16 protein-coding genes are annotated in these 17,074 nt (G+C 62.9%); 2 read left to right on the plus strand and 14 right to left on the minus strand.

Going from position 1 to position 17,074, the window contains the following annotated elements; all coding sequences use genetic code 11:
- Positions 1-5 precede the first annotated feature (5 nt).
- The 5 genes from pdeM to EN850_RS21710 all read right to left on the minus strand — a co-directional run bounded on the left by pdeM (position 6) and on the right by EN850_RS21710 (position 6,002).
- On the minus strand, positions 6-722 hold the full coding sequence (gene pdeM / locus EN850_RS21690; protein WP_135862078.1) for a ligase-associated DNA damage response endonuclease PdeM: 717 nt from the start codon (positions 720-722) through the stop codon (positions 6-8).
- A complete protein-coding gene (locus tag EN850_RS21695) occupies positions 719-3,253 on the minus strand; it encodes a ligase-associated DNA damage response DEXH box helicase (RefSeq protein ID WP_135862080.1) in 2,535 nt (844 codons plus the stop codon). The genes pdeM and EN850_RS21695 overlap by 4 nt, the downstream gene beginning before the upstream one ends.
- Positions 3,254-3,322: 69 nt before the next feature.
- A complete protein-coding gene (locus tag EN850_RS21700) occupies positions 3,323-4,183 on the minus strand; it encodes an NlpC/P60 family protein (RefSeq protein ID WP_127279772.1) in 861 nt (286 codons plus the stop codon).
- Between the two features lie 31 nt (positions 4,184-4,214).
- Positions 4,215-4,565 carry a MarR family winged helix-turn-helix transcriptional regulator gene (locus EN850_RS21705; protein WP_015319324.1) on the minus strand — a complete coding sequence of 117 codons (351 nt, stop codon included), beginning with the start codon at positions 4,563-4,565 and terminating at the stop codon, positions 4,215-4,217.
- Between the two features lie 72 nt (positions 4,566-4,637).
- Positions 4,638-6,002: a leucyl aminopeptidase family protein gene (locus EN850_RS21710; RefSeq protein WP_127279771.1), complete on the minus strand. Its 1,365-nt coding sequence runs from the start codon at positions 6,000-6,002 to the stop codon at positions 4,638-4,640.
- Between the two features lie 132 nt (positions 6,003-6,134).
- Here EN850_RS21710 and EN850_RS21715 point away from each other — a divergent pair, with 132 nt between their 5' ends.
- Positions 6,135-6,965 (plus strand): tetratricopeptide repeat protein, encoded by an 831-nt coding sequence (locus tag EN850_RS21715; protein WP_136092288.1) that lies wholly within the window; start codon positions 6,135-6,137, stop codon positions 6,963-6,965.
- A gap of 86 nt (positions 6,966-7,051) precedes the next feature.
- On the opposite strand, the gene EN850_RS21720 is transcribed toward EN850_RS21715, so the two are convergent.
- The 9 genes from EN850_RS21720 to EN850_RS21760 all read right to left on the minus strand — a co-directional run bounded on the left by EN850_RS21720 (position 7,052) and on the right by EN850_RS21760 (position 16,165).
- Positions 7,052-8,077 carry a type II secretion system F family protein gene (locus EN850_RS21720; RefSeq protein WP_127870754.1) on the minus strand — a complete coding sequence of 342 codons (1,026 nt, stop codon included), beginning with the start codon at positions 8,075-8,077 and terminating at the stop codon, positions 7,052-7,054.
- 9 nt (positions 8,078-8,086) lie between these two features.
- Complete coding sequence (locus tag EN850_RS21725; RefSeq protein ID WP_136092224.1) at positions 8,087-9,100, minus strand: type II secretion system F family protein; 1,014 nt, start codon at positions 9,098-9,100, stop codon at positions 8,087-8,089.
- A gap of 29 nt (positions 9,101-9,129) precedes the next feature.
- On the minus strand, positions 9,130-10,641 hold the full coding sequence (locus tag EN850_RS21730) for a CpaF family protein (protein WP_127870753.1): 1,512 nt from the start codon (positions 10,639-10,641) through the stop codon (positions 9,130-9,132).
- Positions 10,642-10,664: 23 nt separating this feature from the next.
- Positions 10,665-11,948 (minus strand): CpaE family protein, encoded by a 1,284-nt coding sequence (locus EN850_RS21735; protein WP_189343568.1) that lies wholly within the window; start codon positions 11,946-11,948, stop codon positions 10,665-10,667.
- 53 nt (positions 11,949-12,001) lie between these two features.
- Complete coding sequence (locus EN850_RS21740) at positions 12,002-12,733, minus strand: CpaD family pilus assembly protein (RefSeq protein ID WP_127278982.1); 732 nt, start codon at positions 12,731-12,733, stop codon at positions 12,002-12,004.
- 14 nt (positions 12,734-12,747) lie between these two features.
- A complete protein-coding gene (locus EN850_RS21745; RefSeq protein WP_127278981.1) occupies positions 12,748-14,262 on the minus strand; it encodes a type II and III secretion system protein family protein in 1,515 nt (504 codons plus the stop codon).
- Positions 14,259-15,071 (minus strand): Flp pilus assembly protein CpaB, encoded by an 813-nt coding sequence (cpaB, locus tag EN850_RS21750; protein WP_127278980.1) that lies wholly within the window; start codon positions 15,069-15,071, stop codon positions 14,259-14,261. Before cpaB ends, EN850_RS21745 begins: the two co-directional genes overlap by 4 nt.
- A 212-nt stretch (positions 15,072-15,283) precedes the next feature.
- Positions 15,284-15,802: a prepilin peptidase gene (locus tag EN850_RS21755; protein WP_136092225.1), complete on the minus strand. Its 519-nt coding sequence runs from the start codon at positions 15,800-15,802 to the stop codon at positions 15,284-15,286.
- Positions 15,803-15,988: 186 nt separating this feature from the next.
- The gene (locus tag EN850_RS21760; RefSeq protein WP_056569967.1) at positions 15,989-16,165 is read right to left on the minus strand and encodes a Flp family type IVb pilin; all 177 of its coding nucleotides are present in this window, start codon (positions 16,163-16,165) and stop codon (positions 15,989-15,991) included.
- A gap of 359 nt (positions 16,166-16,524) precedes the next feature.
- Here EN850_RS21760 and EN850_RS21765 point away from each other — a divergent pair, with 359 nt between their 5' ends.
- On the plus strand, positions 16,525-16,947 hold the full coding sequence (locus EN850_RS21765) for a pilus assembly protein N-terminal domain-containing protein (RefSeq protein WP_127280726.1): 423 nt from the start codon (positions 16,525-16,527) through the stop codon (positions 16,945-16,947).
- Positions 16,948-17,074: the final 127 nt, after the last annotated feature.

Here is a 17,074-nt window from a genome sequence, read left to right on the forward strand (position 1 = left end):
GACCCTCAACCCGGCCGCAGCATCGAACCGGAGATGGCGAAGATGCGGTCAGTGCCAAGCATGTAAGCCATCAGCGACTCCAGCCGGAACAAGCCGGCATAGGCGCGGTCGAGCACGTTGAGCGAGCCGGTATAGGCACCGAAAGCCGGCATGATCATGCGGCCGCCGTCGCCGGCAAAGCAGCGCCTGCGCACCGAACGGCCTTGCTGCACGATGCGCGCGCAGGGATGCAGGTGGCCTGAAATCTCGCCCTCGACCCGCACCTTCGACGGCTCGTGCCGGAACAGCAGGGAACCTATGGCCAGTTCCCGCACGGTCTCGCCGGGCAGGTCCGCCGGCGCCTCCGGGTCGTGATTGCCGGCGACCCAGAACCAGTCACGGCCTGCCATCAGCGCCTCCAGCCGTTCGCGAAAGCTCGAATGCATGCGCTTGGCGCCGCCGCCATCGTGGAAACTGTCACCCAGGCTGATGATGATCGACGGCTGGTAGTCCGATATCACCGCCTGCAATCGCAGCAGGGTCGCGCCGGTATCGTAGGGCGGGATCAGTGTGCCGCGCCTGGCCAGCGACGAGCCCTTCTCCAGATGCAGGTCAGAAACTGTCAGCAGCTTGAGCTCGGGAAAATAGAGCACGCCGCGCGGATCGCAGACCGCGCGCGCGCCCGCGATGCCGACAAGGTCGGCCTCGGCGATCAGCGATGCGCGCGCCAGCGAAAAGGTCATTCGTCAACCATCCCGGGCCCCATGGCCTCCTCGACCAGCGTCGCCGCATCCATCAGCAGCGTTTCATCGGCCTCGCCATTGACCGGCATCTTGCCGATCTCGAGCATGATCGGCACGGCAAGCGGCGATATCTGTTCGAGCGCCTTATGCATGATTCGACCCTGGATGCGCGAGAGCATGTCCGCAAGTCTGCTGACATCGAGCAGGCCGGTCGCCGCATCGGCACGCGTCGCCTGAAGCAGGATGTGGTCCGGCTCATGGCTGCGCAGCACATCGTAGATCAGGTCGGTCGACACCGTGACCTGGCGGCCGCTCTTCTCCTGGCCGGGGTGGCGTTTTTCGATCAGGCCCGAGATCAGCGCGCAGTTGCGGAAGGTGCGCTTGAGAAGCCAGCTGTCGGCCAGCCAGGCTTCGAGATCGTCGCCCAGCATGTCCTGGTCGAACAGCGCGCCGAGTGAAGGTTTCCTGGCTTTGAACATCGCACCCATGTCGCCCAGCGACCATATGGCCAAGGCATAGTCGGTGGCGACGAAGCCAAGCGGCCTGGCGCCCGCCCTGTCGAGGCGACGGGTGAGCAGCATGCCAAGCGTCTGGTGCGCCAGCCTGCCCTCGAAGGGATAGGCGACCAGATAATGGCGGTTGCCGCGCGGAAAAGTCTCGATCAGCAAATCGTCGCGCTTGGGGAGCATCGATTTGTCCGACTGAAACCGCAGCCAGTCGGCCACCTGCTCCGGCAGCTTCTTCCAACGCTGCGGATCGTCGAGCATGATGCGGACCTGTTCGGCAAGGTACGTCGACAGCGGAAACTTGCCGCCGCCATAATAGGGCACCTTAGCGTCGCTGCCGGGCGCATTCGAGACGAAGCATTCATTCTCGCGGATACCTTCGAAGCGCAGCACCTTGCCGGCAAACATGAAGGTGTCGCCATGCGTCAAGGTTTCGAGGAACGCCTCCTCGATCTTGCCGAGCACGCGGCCGCCGTGCGACGCCGCGCCTTTGCTGCCGGCCTTGACGTAGCGCACATTGAGCGCCGGCACCTCGATGATGGTGCCGACATTCAGCCTGTATTGCTGGGCGACGCGCGGATTGGATACGCGCCACATCCCATCCTTGTTCAGGCGGATGCGGGCGTAGCGCTCGTAATTCTTCAACGCGTAGCCGCCGGTGGCGACGAAATCGATGACACGGTCGAAGGTCGGACGATCGAGGCCGGCATAGGGTGCCGCCGTTCGCACCTCTTCATAGAGGTCATCGGCCCGGAACGGTGCGCCGCAGGCGCAGCCCAGCACATGCTGCGCCAGCACGTCGAGCCCGCCATTGACCAGCGGCGGCGTATCCTGCGCACCGAGATAATTGGCGTCGAGCGCGGCCCGGCATTCCAGCACCTCGAAACGGTTGGCGGGAATCAGGATCGCCTTCGACGGCTCGTCCATGCGGTGGTTGGCGCGGCCGATGCGCTGCGCCAGCCGGCTGGCCCCCTTTGGCGCGCCGACATGCACGACCAGGTCGACATCGCCCCAGTCGATGCCGAGATCGAGCGTCGAGGTGGCGACGATGGCGCGCAATGCGTTGTCGCCCATTGCCTTTTCGACACGCCGGCGCTGGGCGACGTCGAGCGAGCCATGATGCAGGGCGATCGGCAAGGTGTCCTCGTTGACCCGCCACAACTCCTGGAACAGCAGCTCCGCCTGGCTGCGCGTGTTGACGAACAGCAAGGTCGTCTTGTGGCGCTTGATCTCGCGGTAGATTTCCGGCGTGGCGTAGCGCGCCGAGTGCCCCGCCCACGGCACGCGCTCCTCGGAATCGAGGATCGAGATTTCGGGCTTCGCCCCACCCGTCACGGTGATCAATTCCGCCATGTCACCGGGTGGGTTCTGGCTGACCAGCCAGCGCCGCAATTCGTCCGGCTCGGCCACCGTCGCCGACAGCCCGATCGTCTGCAGGCCAGGGACGAAGCTGCGCAGCCGCGCCAGCCCAAGCGCCAGCAGATGGCCGCGCTTCGACGTCACCAGCGAATGCAATTCGTCGAGCACGACATAGCGCAAATCCTCGAAGAAGCGCCTCGCATCGCCTGCCGCGATCAGCAAGGCCAGTTGCTCTGGTGTGGTGAGCAGGATGTCGGGCGGCGCAAGCTTCTGGCGCTGGCGCTTGTGGGCGGGGGTGTCGCCGGTGCGCGTTTCGATGGTGACCGGCAGGCCGATCTCCTCGACCGGCTTGCCGAGATTGCGCTCGATGTCGACGGCCAGTGCCTTCAGCGGCGAGATGTACAGCGTGTGGATGCCGCGCCGCGCCTGGCCTGGTTTTCGCCTCGGCCTGACGGCCAGTTCGGTCAGCGACGGCAGGAAGCCGGCCAGCGTCTTGCCGGCGCCGGTCGGCGCGATCAACAGCACCGATTGCCCGGCCTGGGCTTTCGCCAGCAGTTCGATCTGATGCGCGCGCGGCGACCAGCCCTTCTCGCCGAACCATTTTACGAATGGCTCGGGCAAGACGACGGCGGCATTCTGGTCGGCGAGGCGCGGCAGCTCGGTCACCCGCCAGAGGTAGCGCGGCGGCGCGCAATCGCCAAGCAGAATCGGAACAAAAGGGGATCGAAAAAAGCCTTACGGCCGCCGAAACCCCGTCGGTCCGCCATAGAGATAGCCGATGCGGGCGACCGCTTCCTTCAGCCCTTCGCGCGATACCAGCATGGTGTGGCCGTTGGCGTGGATCATGGTTTGGGCGTCGGTCATGATGGCGACGTGACCTTTCCAGAACACCAGGTCACCACGTCGCAACCCCGAAAAATCGGCGCCCGGCTCGAGCGGCTCGCCGACCGAAGCGGCCTGCATGTCGGAATCGCGCAGCACCTCCCTGCCAGCCATGCGCATGGCCAGTTGCACCAGGCCGGAGCAATCGATGCCGAAGCCGGAAACACCGCCCCACAGATAGGGCGTGCCGAGAAACGTCTCGGCCACGGACACATAGTCGCCGGCCACTTCGCCGATCGGCCGCAGATGGCCAGCGATCATGGCTTCACCCGACGGCAGCAGGGCATAGTGCGTGCCGCGTGTTTCGGCGGCACCCGTCACCGTTACGGTCGATCCCATCGACAGTTGCCCGGCGATCGGAAAGCGCAGATCCGGACCGGGATAAAGGAACGTACGCGGCACCGAGACGATATGGGTGGACGCATGGTCCCGCCCGCCCAGCATGCTGTCGGCGACATAGCCGACATAGCCGTCTCGCTCGGCCTGGATCCACGCCCAGCCTTCTCTGTCCTCGAAAACCAGGATATCGTCGCCGAACAGAGCTTGCGTGTTGACGCCTGAATCCAGCTTCGGCGCCTTGCGGATATCGGCCACCGGCACCGAAATCCGCGCTGGCCGGCCCGCTACGAAACGGTCGGCAGCGACTTCTCCTTTCAACCTGGCATCGGCGAGATCGGAGCGGAAAGCATGAAGGCGTGCGTCGTGAGCGGTCAAAATCGGCAACCCTGTTGAATGGGCAATACAGTCAGATCGGCAGTTCGTGGGCCTTGGCAATGATACCATCGCCGAAGCGCTCGACAAAGAGCGCGCCTTCAACGGTGCGCTTGATCAGGACATTGCGCTTGTCGAGCTCGTCGCGATGGCGCGACACCAGTTTCAGCGCGCCCATCGTATCGAGCGCGCGTGTGATGACCGGCTTGGTGACGTTGAGGCGGGCGGCAAGACCGCGCACCGTATGCGGCGGCGGATCGAGATAGATGGTGAACAGGATCGCCGTCTGACGCATGGTGAGATCGGGCGCATCCTCGCGCACCTGTGACAGCATCACTTGCTGCCACAGTCGCAAGGCCTGGCTCGGGCGCATCGCAATCGACATCGCGCCATCATGACGGCAAATTGTTTCGGTTCCGTTTCAGTTTCAGCAATTTGCCGGCTCTGGTTGCGGCCATCAGCCATAACGCGTCGAGATGATCCGCTCCAGCGCCCGGATGCCTTGCGCCTCGCCACCGGCGGGGCCATAGGGGCGATCGGCGGGGTTCCAGGCAAAGATATCGAAATGCGCCCAGCTCGCGGTCTTCTCGACGAAGCGCTTGAGGAACAGCGCCGCGGTGATGGAACCGGCGAAACCGTCCGTGGTGACGTTGTTGATGTCGGCGATCTTCGACGACAGTTTCGCATCGTAGGGCCGCCATAGCGGCATGCGCCACAGCGGATCCTCGACCGCCAGCGATGCCGCCGCCAGCTCCGAGGCAAGCGCCTCGTCATCGGTGTAGAAGGGCGGCAGGTCGGGGCCGAGCGCGACGCGGGCGGCTCCGGTCAGGGTCGCCATGTCGACCAGGAGCCGCGGTTCCTCCTCGTCGGCCAGCGCCAGCGCATCGCCCAGCACCAGCCTCCCCTCGGCGTCCGTGTTGCCGATCTCGACTGATATACCCTTGCGGCTCGCCAGCACGTCACCGGGCCGGAAAGCGTTGCCGGCAATCGAATTCTCGACCGCGGGGATCAGCACCCGCAGCCGTACGTTGAGCCCGGCGGCCATGATCATCGAAGCCAAGCCAAGCACATTGGCGGCGCCGCCCATGTCCTTCTTCATCAACAGCATGCCCGAGGACGGCTTGATGTCGAGGCCGCCAGTGTCGAAGCAGACACCCTTGCCGACCAGGGTGACCTTCGGCGCGCCTTGCTGCCCCCATGTCATGTCGATCAAGCGCGGCGCGCCGGACGAGGCACGACCGACGGCGTGGATCATCGGGAAATTCTGTGTGAGCAGGTCTTCACCCTTGATGACGGAGACTTCGGCCTTGTGGGTCCCAGCCAAGGCCCGCACTGCCCTCTCCAGATCGTCCGGCCCCATATCGTTGGTCGGTGTGTTGACCAGATCGCGCGTCAGGAAAACGCCATCGGCGATGCGGCGAACGCGCTGCACATCGACGCCGGCCGGCAGCTCGAAGCGCAGCTGCTTGCCCGGCTTCTTGCCGTAGCGGGTAAAGACATAGCCGCCGAGCGCCAACGCGATTGCCGCCAGTTCCGGCTCGGCCGGCGCCGAGGCGAAGTGCCAGTCGCCTTCCGGCAGGGTTTTCGCCAGCGCGCCCAGGGCGAGCGCGCCCTCGCCGTCGCCAATACCGAACATGGCGCCGCCGAGCGCTCCGTTCTCGCCGGGCACGGCCAGCGTCCTGCCGGCCTCGCCGGAAAAGCCGTTTGCCCTGGCCCAAGCGACAATAGACGGCGACAGACCGGCCGCCTCCAGGCCGTCCCTGCCGACCAGATGGACCGGCAGTGGGTTCTTCAGCTTGTTCTCGACCAGTTCCACAGCCATCAGATGTTTCTCCTGCCGAGCTCGCCCCGAGTCGGCGCTTCTTAACCCTCCGTTAGGGTTAACAGAATATTTCTGCTGGAGGGAAGATGGCCACGCAATGGCCACGCGCATGAATGGAGGCCCAGGGTGCCGATGCCGACCAACCGCACGATAGACATCCGGGGAAAACGGCTCATCACCACGGCATTCATGCTGGCGCTCGCGGCAGGTGTCGCGGGATGCGCGACCGACAAGCTCACCACCGGCTCGATCGGACGCACCAGCGGCAAGCCGCTGGAGACGATGTCGGCGGGAGAACTGCACAATGCCACCGCCGCACTCGGCCAATCCTACGCCAGGAACCCCAACGACAAGCGCATCGCGACCAACTTCGCGGCGGCGCTGCAGATGGATGGCGATGCCGACCAGTCGCTTGCGGTGATGCGCAAGCTGGCGATCGCCTATCCGAAGGACCGCGACGTACTCGCCGCCTATGGCAAGGCGCTGGCCGCCAACGGCCAGTTCGAGGCGGCGCTCGACGCGGTGCGCCGCGCGCAGACGCCGGAATATCCCGACTGGAGGCTGGTCTCCGCCGAAGCGGCCATACTTGACCAGCTCAACCAGAAGGATGATGCGCGCCAGCTTTACCGCAAGGCGCTCGAACTCAAGCCCAACGAGCCTTCGGTCCTTTCCAATCTCGGCATGTCCTATGTGCTGGAAGGGGATCTGCGCACCGCCGAGACCTTTATGCGGTCGGCCGCCCAGCAACCGAACGCCGACAGCCGGGTGCGCCAGAACCTGGCGCTCGTTGTCGGCCTGCAGGGCCGTTTCGACGAAGCCGAGAAGATCGCCTCGCAGGAACTTTCGCCCGAACAGGCACAGGCCAACGTTGCCTATCTCAGGCAGATGCTGGCCCAGCAGAACGCCTGGAGCCAGCTCAAGGATCAGGACAAGGCGAAACCGCCGAAAACCGCCACCAACTGATCGCCGCGAGCTTACCGAAAATCGTAAAAAGGCCGCGCTCCATTGCAGCGCGGCTTTTTGTTTCCGCGGACGGATTCTGCGTTGGTCTACTGGCTGGTCGACGCGGCCCCGCCGGAATGATCGCCGAAGATACCGCGCTGGCTGACCTGGATGCCCGCCGGCCCCAGGATGATGGCGAACAGCACCGGCAGGAAGAACAAGATCATCGGCACGGTGAGCTTGGGCGGCAGGGCGGCCGCCTTTTTCTCGGCGGCGTTCATGCGCATGTCGCGGCTTTCGCTGGCAAGCACGCGCAGCGCGTGCGCCACCGGCGTGCCATAGCGCTCGGCCTGGACAAGCGCCTGCGACACCGACTTGACCGATTCCAGTCCCGTGCGGCCGGCCAGGTTTTCATAAGCCTGCTTGCGTTCCTGCAGATAGGAGAGCTCGGCGTTGGTCAGGATGAATTCTTCCGCCAGGGCCACCGACTGCGCGCCGATCTCGTCGGCGACCTTGCGCAGCGCGGCTTCCACCGACATGCCGGACTCCACGCAGATCAGCATCAGGTCGAGCGCATCCGGCCACGCCATCTGGATCGACTGCTTGCGCTTGGTCGCGCGGTTGTTGACGTAGAGGACCGGCGCGTAAAAGCCGCCATAGGCAACCAGGACGCAGACGAACAGCCGGATCACCAATGGCTTGTCGGGCAATCCGCCGAGCACGAAGATATAGAACAGACCGAGCGCGAAGCCGACGAAAGGAAGCACCAGGCGGAAGAACAGAAATCGCGTTAGCGGATTCTGCCCGCGAAAGCCGGCAACCTTGAGCTTTTGCAAGGTGGCCTCGTCGGCCAACGCACGCCGCAGATCGAGCCGGTCGACAATGTTGCGCATGCCGACCGACTGTTGCTCGCGCAGACCCTTGCGGCGGCGATCGGCCTCGTTGGCGAGCCGCGCGCGCTGCTTGGCGCGAAGCTCATCACGCTCCAGCGCGACCGATTTCATGCGCGCCTTGAGCTGGTTTCCGCCGATCGCCGGCAGCAGCGTAAAGACGGTTGCGAACACGGCGATGGCGACCAGCAGCGCAATCAGGAAGCTGGGATCCGTCAGTGATTTGATGACTTGTTCGGTCATGCCGCGGTCCTAGACTTCGAAGTTCATCATCTTGCGCATCACGAAGATGCCGATCGACATCCAGATGGCGGCGAAACCGAGTATCAGATGACCGACGCTGGTCGTGAACAGCGGCATCAAATAGTTGGGACTGGAGAGATAGACGAGAAAGGCGACGATGAAAGGCAAGGCGCCGATGATGGCGGCGGATGCTTTCGCTTCCATCGACAGTGCCGCGACCTTGGCCTTCATCTTCTTACGGTCGCGCAACACGCGCGAAAGGTTGCCCAGCGCCTCGGAGAGATTTCCGCCGGCCTGCGACTGGATCTGGATGACGATGCCGAAGAAACTCGCCTCGGTGCATGGCATGGTTTCGGGCATGCGCAAGGTCGCGTCGGGGATCGACAGGCCCATCTGCTGCGAATCGACTATTCGGCGAAACTCGGTCTTCACGGGCTCAGGGGATTCATTGGCGATCAGGCGCACGGCGTCGTTCAGCGGCAGGCCGGACTTGACCGCCCGCACGATGATATCGAGCGCGTTTGGAAATTCGTTGAGGAATGCCTTGACGCGGCGGGTACGACGAAAAGAAACGAACCAACGCGGCAAGCCGAGCGCTCCGGCGAGCAATATACCGGGCAATACGATCATCGGCGCACCGACCATGAACGCGACGATTGTCAGCGCGAGGCCGCATATGGCCGAATAGATATAGAAACGCTCGATCGGCACCTTCATCCCAGCCTGGCGAAGCTGGGCTTTCAGCGGCGGCTTCTTGACGGCGGTGTCCTTGGTCTTCTGCTTCTCATCGAGTTCCTTCAGCGAATCCTGCACCGATTTGCGGCGCTTGGCCGCGTCCGCCGCGCGGTCGCGCGTCGCCTTGACGACAGAGCGGTCCGTTTCGGCGGCCTTGATCGTTTCAAGCCGCTTTCCGGCCTGTTTCTCATTGCTGATCTGGTTGAACAGAAATGCATAGGCGACCGCGCCGGCGCTGAAGCCGGCGAGCACGACAAACGCCAATACGGTGCCGTCAATTCCAAACATCGACCTGAACCTTCACGCCCGCGGATGCGTCAGTCAGCACGTTTCTCCATGGCTTCGAGCGCCGTGGCGAGACGCTGCTCCTCGCCATAGTATCGAGCCCGCTCCCAGAAATGGGGGCGGCCGATGCCGGTCGAGACATGTTCACCCAGCAGCCTGCCGTTAGCGTCCTCGCCCTTGATGTTGTAGAGCACGATATCCTGCGTGATGATGACGTCGCCCTCCATCCCGATCACTTCGGTGATATGGGTGATGCGGCGCGATCCATCGCGCAGGCGAGCCGCCTGGATGATCACGTCGATGGAGCCGACGACGATTTCGCGCACGGTTTTCTGCGGCAGCGAATAGCCGCCCATGGCGATCATGGATTCGATGCGGTTCAGGCATTCGCGCGGGCTGTTGGAGTGGATCGTCCCCATCGAGCCGTCATGGCCGGTGTTCATCGCCTGCAGAAGGTCGAAGACCTCGGGTCCGCGCACTTCGCCGACGATGATGCGTTCGGGCCGCATGCGCAGGCAGTTCTTGACCAGGTCGCGCATCGTCACCTCGCCCTCGCCCTCGAGGTTGGGGGGACGCGTTTCCAGGCGCACGACATGCGGCTGCTGCAGTTGCAGTTCGGCCGAGTCCTCGCAGGTGATGACGCGCTCATCACGGTCGATGTAGTTGGTCAGGCAGTTGAGCAATGTCGTCTTGCCGGAGCCGGTGCCGCCCGAAATGACGATGTTGCAGCGGACGCGGCCGATGATCTTGAGAACTTCGGCTCCCTGCGGAGAGATGGCGCCGAACTTGACCAGCTGGTCGAGCGTCAGCTTGTCTTTCTTGAATTTGCGGATGGTGAGCGCGGTGCCGTCGATGGCCAGCGGCGGTGCAATGACGTTGACGCGCGATCCGTCGGGAAGACGGGCGTCGCAGATCGGGCTGGATTCGTCGACGCGGCGGCCGACCTGGCTGACGATGCGCTGGCAGATGTTGAGCAACTGCTGGTTGTCGCGGAAGCGGATGCCGGTCTGTTCGACCTTGCCGTTGACTTCGATGTAGACGTTCTTGGACCCGTTGACCATGATGTCGGCGATGTCGTCGCGCGCGAGCAGCGGCTCAAGCGGCCCATAGCCAAGCACGTCGTTGCAGATGTCCTCGAGCAGTTCTTCCTGCTCGGCGATCGACATCGCGAAGTTCTTGATCGCGATGATATCGTTGACGATGTCGCGGATTTCCTCGCGGGCGCTTTCGGGATCGAGCTTGGCGAGTTGCGACAGGTCGATCGTATCGATCAGGGCCGAGAAAACCTGGCTCTTGGTATCGTAATAGGTTTCGCTCTTTTCGCGGCCTCTCCTCGGTTCCGGCGCCATCGGTGGCGCCTCGACCGCGCGCCTGGCGGGTGGCGCGACAGGCGCGCTCGGCTGCGGCGTGGCCGCGGGCCGGGCAAGAACCGCTGTGTCCACCGAAACCGCGGCGGCCGGCGCGACCGGCGCCGGTGCCGGCGCCGGCTGGCGAAATTCCGGCTTGAACCGGTTGCCGTCGTCGTTGCCTCTTTTACCGAACATGACCGACTACCGACCCCATTTCGTCACTTCTTGTTGCGCGAGAGCTTGCCGAGCAGACTGCCCAGGCCAGCCTTCTTTTTCGCCCTGATTTCGCTGCGGCCGGTCAGCACATGAGCAATCTCGTTGATCGTGGCCACAACCGGGTTCTTGGCATCCATCTCGCCCAGCATGCGCCCGTTGTTCGCGGCATTGCCGAACAGCAAGGGATCAAAGCCGATGACCGACATCGGCGTCAGGCCGAGCGGCTCGGCGAAATCGGATGGCGAGATCTCCGGCCGCTTGGGTATGCCGGCCTGGTTGATGATCAATTTCGGCGGCGGGTCGTTCGGGCGAAGCCGCTTGAGCATGTCGACCAGGTTCTTTGTGTTGCGCAGATTGGCCAGCTCCGGCGTCGCCGTGATGACGATTTCGTCGGCCTTGACCAGCGTGTTCTTGGCCCATCCCGTCCAGACATGGGGAACGTCGAGAACAAGGAGCGGCACGCTGCGCTGCGCGGTATCGACAAGTTGCGCGAAGGCGTCGGGATCGAAGTCGTAGACGCGTTCCAGCGTCGAGGGCGCCGCGAGCAGCGACAGATGCTCGGCGCATTGGGTCAGCAGCCGGTCGAGATAGACTTCGTCGATGCGCTCGGGCGAGAACACAGCCTCGGCGATGCCTTGGGCCGGATCCTGATCGAAATTGATGTTGGCGGTGCCGAAGGCGAGATCGAGGTCGGCCACAACGACCTCGGATTTGAACAGGGAGGACATTGCCCAGGCAACATTGTGGGCGATCGTGGAAGAGCCGACGCCACCCTTGGCGCCGACGAAGGCGACCGAGCGACCGAGCGGTTCAGCTTCCGGATCGACGAAGATCGACGAGACGACGCTGACGACGTCGGCCATCGACACCGGCGCGATGACATATTCGGAGATGCCGGAGCGGATGAGCTCGCGATAGAGACCAACATCATTGTAATGGCCGATCACCACCACTTTCGAGGATGGATCGCAATATTCCGAAAGCTGGGCGAGCTGCTCCAGCAATTGCTTGGGTTCGCTGCGCGATTCCAGCAGGATCAGGTTCGGTGTCGGCGCCGACTGGTAGAACTCGATTGCCGTGGGGACGCCGCCCATATGGACCTTGAGATGCGCCTTGGTCATGCGGCGGTCCTCGCCGGCGCGCTGGACCGGATTGGCAACGCCCTCCGTCTCGCAGAATGCCTGGATCGAAATGCGCGGAACCGGCCGCAACGCCTGCATCGCGGCGACGTCCTGCAGCGAGGTATCACCGCCCTCCACAGTGGCGTCATAGGCAAGGTTGCTCATGGTCATGCTCTTTCCGTGGCCTGTTCCTGACGTCGCTTCTTTCCGAGGGCGGCTTAGTAAGTCACTTCCGAGTTGCCGAGGAATTCATCCGAAATGCCCCTGTCTTGGTAGACACCGATGGCTTTGCTGCGATTGGCCGCATCAATAGTGGTGGACTTGCGCGGCCCGAGAAGATCTCCCGGATTGGCCACCTGGGCGGCAAGATTGTTCTGATAGGAGCAGCCGAAATCGGCGTAGTGCTTGTTCTCCGACGTCTCCACCAGGTCAGCGGGCCAACGACCGCATTTGTCGGTCTGTGCCCTCACCGCGATGTAGGAGACGCGAACCGGGGCTGATGCCTCGCTCGATCCCGCTTGATAGGAGACCACGACGATCCGGTCGCGCTTGATCCCGGCAGCGAACGCGAGCCGAGCGAAATCATGGCCGGCCGCCGTTGCGGCGACTTCGTTGGCCGATCCGCTTGGAATCTGGATCGTCAATGTCGGAGCGGCACTCTTGTCATAGCCGTCGAGGAAACCCAGGAGCGTGTCGCGCTGCGAGCCGGTCATGCCGCGGTCACCGGCGCCAACAGGAAGATCGATCTTCTGGTTTTTCTCGGCGATGACGATCGGATGATTGGTGCGATAGTCGTCGGGGATGGCGCCGACGGTAACGCTGTCGCGCTGGGCACAACCGGCCAGCAGAGCCGACACCGCCACCGCCATGATCGGAAGCGCTCGCAGGCCTATCCGAGAACGGCCGGAGCGCATCGCCATGGTCCTTGCCTTAAGTGCTGACTGAGACATGTCCGCTTTCCCGTTCACTTGTAGATGAAGCCGACAACGCCGTGATAGCGGCCGTTGGGCCTGTCGGTCTGCATGGTGCCGTAGACGCGATTGACGCGCCCAAGGAACATGCCGGCGCCGTCGCTCGGCGGGTTGAAATTGTCGTCCGGCTTGGCCAGCTCATTGCGCGCCACCGGCTTCACCAGATAGGGCGTGATGATGATGACGAGCTCGGTCTCGTTGCGCACGAAATCCCTGCTGCGGAAGAGCGCGCCGAGCACTGGAATCTTCGTCAGCCCGGGCAAGCCGTTGATGGCCTGCCTGACATCGTCGCGAACAAGGCCAGCGATCATCATGGAGCCGCCGGAGGGCAGTTCCACGGTCGTATCGGCAAGACGCTTGCGCAGAGACAGGATATTCGTGCCGGGACTCGTCACACCCGAGGACAGCGAAACGGACCCTTCGGTGGTCGGCTCGGAAACCGACGTTCTGACTTTCAGGCTGATGCGACCGGGAGACAGCACCACCGGCTGGAACTCCAGGCCGATGCCATATTCGATCTTGTCGATGGTATAGTTCTTCAGGCCGGTCTGGTTGTCGGTCGATACGTTCGCGGTGACGCCGCTCACCATGTTGTATTCACCGCCAACCCGGAACGTCGCCTTCTCGCCAGAAACAGCAGTCAGGGTCGGCTCGGCCAGCGTCTTCATGACCCCGGACTGTTCCATGGCGTTGATATAGGCCTGCAACCCCGAGGCGCCGATCGTGAAGCCGGAATTCGACAGTTGCTTGCCGAGACCGGTGAAATTGTCGCTGAGCGCGCCGTAGCTGATGCCGTTGCTGCCGCCGCTGCCGACCATGTTGACACCGAGCTGCTTCATCACCGAACGGCTGACTTCGGCGACCGTCACCTTCAGCGTGACCTGATCGTCACCGATGATCTGCAGCAGATTGACGATTTGGCTGACGCGGCGCTCCTGGTCAGGGTTGTTGATGTCGACACCGCTCTGGGCCGAGCCGCCGGCAGCGGTCTGCGAATATTGTCCCGTCGTCGCTTCACCGCCGGACACAAACATGTTTGCCAGCTGTTCGGCACGCTTGGCATCCAAGGGTGTATCCACGGTGCCGGTCAGAACCACGTTGTCATTCAGCAGTTCAACCTTGACGGCCGAGGTCGGAAGGAAGCGCTTGATATAATCCTCCAGGCCGGCGACGTCGCGCTCGATGGCCAGATCCAGGCTGGCGATCTGTTCGCCGTTCGGCCCAAAGACGAAGATGTTGGTTTCGCCGACCGCCTTGCCGAAGAGGTAGATACGCCTTGCGGTGCGGGTCACCGCGTCGGCAACGGAGGGATTGGCGACAAGAATGTCATAGGCATCGCTCGGCAGGTCTATGACCACCGACTTGTTGAGGCCAAGCTTGACGCGCTGGGTGGCTGTCGTGGCCGACACCTGCGTGCTCTTCGCCTCGACGCCCTGCACATTCGCTCCGACGAGCAGCAGGCCGAATGCCGTGGCTAGGATTGCCGGCAGTTTAGCGCTTAGCCTCATTTTCTTGCTCCTACTTCGGAGACTTCGCCCGACTTGATCAGCCTCACCGTTCCCCGGCGGCCATTGCCGGAAACGAGATAGTCGGCCTCATCCACATTCTTTTCCTGGGTGTCAGCGATCGCCCGCAGCGCCAGAGTCAGGCGATCCGCCATCTGCTGGGCAACGGTGATGATCTCCGCCTGTTTGGGGGTCAGCTCCAGCGTGGCGGTCTGGCCCACCCTGGTCTTCTTGCCTTCCTCGTCCTCCTGGATGGTCTGGTCGATCGCCAGGACGCGGATATTCTTGAGGATGGTCTCGGTGTTGAAGCCGGCGCCACCGGTGCTGGCATCGGCCCTGCGGGTCATGATGACGTCGACGAAATCGTTTGGAAGGATGAAGCCGCCGGCCGAAGTGTCCGCCGATATCGTCGTTGCGACCGCCCGCATGCCGGAAGGCAGGATGGACGACATGAAGCTTTGTCCCTCGCCGATCAGCTTGGAGCGCCGCACCGGCTCGCCCGCGTACATCGCCACGCGGGCAATCGACCCCTTGAGTTTCTCCAAAGCATCGGGAGCGGTGGCCTTGGTGATGAAATTCGCGTTGATGCCGTCAGCGGGCCAGGATTGCCAGGCTATGTTGTTCTCGAGCGCGTTGCCCATTGCGACATCGCCCGAGAGCACAAGCACGTCCTGCAGGGACACCGCGGGCGCCTGGGGGCCAGAATCGACGACGACCTGAGGCGGCGGAGCGACCATGTTTTTCGCCACATAGCCAGCACCGCCCGCCGCGGCCACCGCCACGCTCAGAATAATCAATCGGGATGCTGGCATCTGTCCGAACCCTCGCCCTTGGCAAACCACGTAGCCAAGCCGGACTTTGCAGCGGCAATCGTCAAAACAAGGTTAATGCAATGCTTACGATCGTGATTAATTTAAGGTTTACATAAATTGGACGGATCGCGCCGCGATGCGCGGAAAGGCTGGGCCGCCGCTCCGTAAAGCCGGCGTGTAAGCCATGTCAGCCCACGAAAAATTTGATGAATTCAGCTCGCCAGCCTTGCCAGCGCCCACACCATCAAAGGCGAGTCCGGGTAGGTCAGCAGGCCACCAAGGCCGAGCGCGATCCCGTAGGGAACACCGGCCGACTCTTCCGCGAAATGCCGCAGGAATGGATTGCGTCCGGTGAAAACCGCCAGCGGCGATTTCCGGTAAAGCAGGATCGCGATCGTCAGAAGGCCGCCGATGATTGTCGAGGCGACAAGATATTCGACGAGCTGCACGTTGAGCCCCATCCACATGGCCGTGGCGGCCAGCAGCTTGGCATCGCCACCGCCCATGCCACCCAAGGCGAACAGGCCGAACGTCACGGCCAGGACGATGGCGCCGGCGGCGAAATGCCAGCCATAGGCCGCCCAGTCCATGCCCGTCAGCGGCGCCACCAGGGCGAAGACGACGACAAGCAGCACCGGCACACGATTGGCGATCGTCATCGACAGCATGTCGGAGATCGCGGCAAACAGCATGCAGAACGGAAAGACGACGAAGATCAGGGCTTCAAGCATCGGCGATTGTGCCTATTGTGCGGATTCCACAGAAACTCAATCTAGGCTGGTTCGATTAACGATTGATGAGGTCAGTGGTGAAAAGACGACTGTTCCGCCGCGGTCCGAAACAAGTAAAATAAAACAGGGGCCACCCTGTGGCGGCCCCTGTCCTGAATGCGATCCGATCGATCGGCAATAAGCAGATTAGCTGCCGCTGCTGTTCAGCGTGCTGCCGATCGAAGTGAACTTGGCGTTGATGGCATTGCCGAGTGCGCCGGCGCCGGTGATGATGGCGAGCGCGATGAGAGCGGCGATCAGACCATATTCGATAGCGGTCGCGCCGGATTCGTCCTTCACGAAACGTGCAAAAAGGTTAGACATTCGAGAGCTCCTACTCCACGTGTTACAGCACTTCCGTCAACTTCTGTGATGGTTGATCGGATGCTGCCAATCTAGGGAGAAGCTCTTTCGATCGGCTTAATAAACAGCCTTACCGATTCCTTTCCCGGCTCGAACCAAGTGCGTGGTTAACTCCATACTAAGCGCTGGCTAATGTTTCGTTTCGCGGGTCAACGCCGCAAAAGGCAAGGGCTTGGGGAAGCTTGCGACCCCCCGCGCCCATCCGGCCAGGCGGGCAGCCATGCCGACCGCTCCATCCGCCGGCGGCAAGCCCACTTAACCGTTGGTTCACCAATCTCGTTCATGTTCCGTTGAACAGTCCGCTTGCGTGGAGCGCCTTGATGGCCGTGCCGAGATCCTCAATCCTGATTGCCGCGCTTCTTGCCGCCGCCAGCTTGATTACACCCGCCAGGGCTGGCGCCGACATCGAAGTCACCATGAATCAGGCCAAGATCGTGAAACTGTCGCGCCCCGCCGACACGATCGTCGTGGGCAACCCGGCAATCGCCGACGCTTCCGTCCAGGATGCCTCGACGATCGTGCTCACCGGCAAGGGTTTCGGTGTCACCAACCTCGTCGTTCTCGACCAGGAAGGCAGCCCGATCGTCGACACACAGGTTACCGTGGTTCGCCAGGCAGCCTCGTCGGTTCGCATTTACCGCCGCGCGGATGTCCAGACCATGTCGTGCACGCCCTATTGCGAAAGCTCCTACAAGAGCGATGCGGAGAAATCGTCCGAAGCCGAGATGAGCGTCAGCAAATAGGCGGCACGGGAGCGCGCCATCGCCCAGGTTACCTGCTGGTTAAAACGCGCGCGCCGACTTTAACGATCATTCAAACCGGACCTCAATCGGTTTGGGTTAATACACCTGTCAGCACCGTCCAGGGATG

This window comes from Mesorhizobium sp. M8A.F.Ca.ET.207.01.1.1 (assembly GCF_004794715.1).
Lineage (GTDB): Bacteria > Pseudomonadota > Alphaproteobacteria > Rhizobiales > Rhizobiaceae > Mesorhizobium.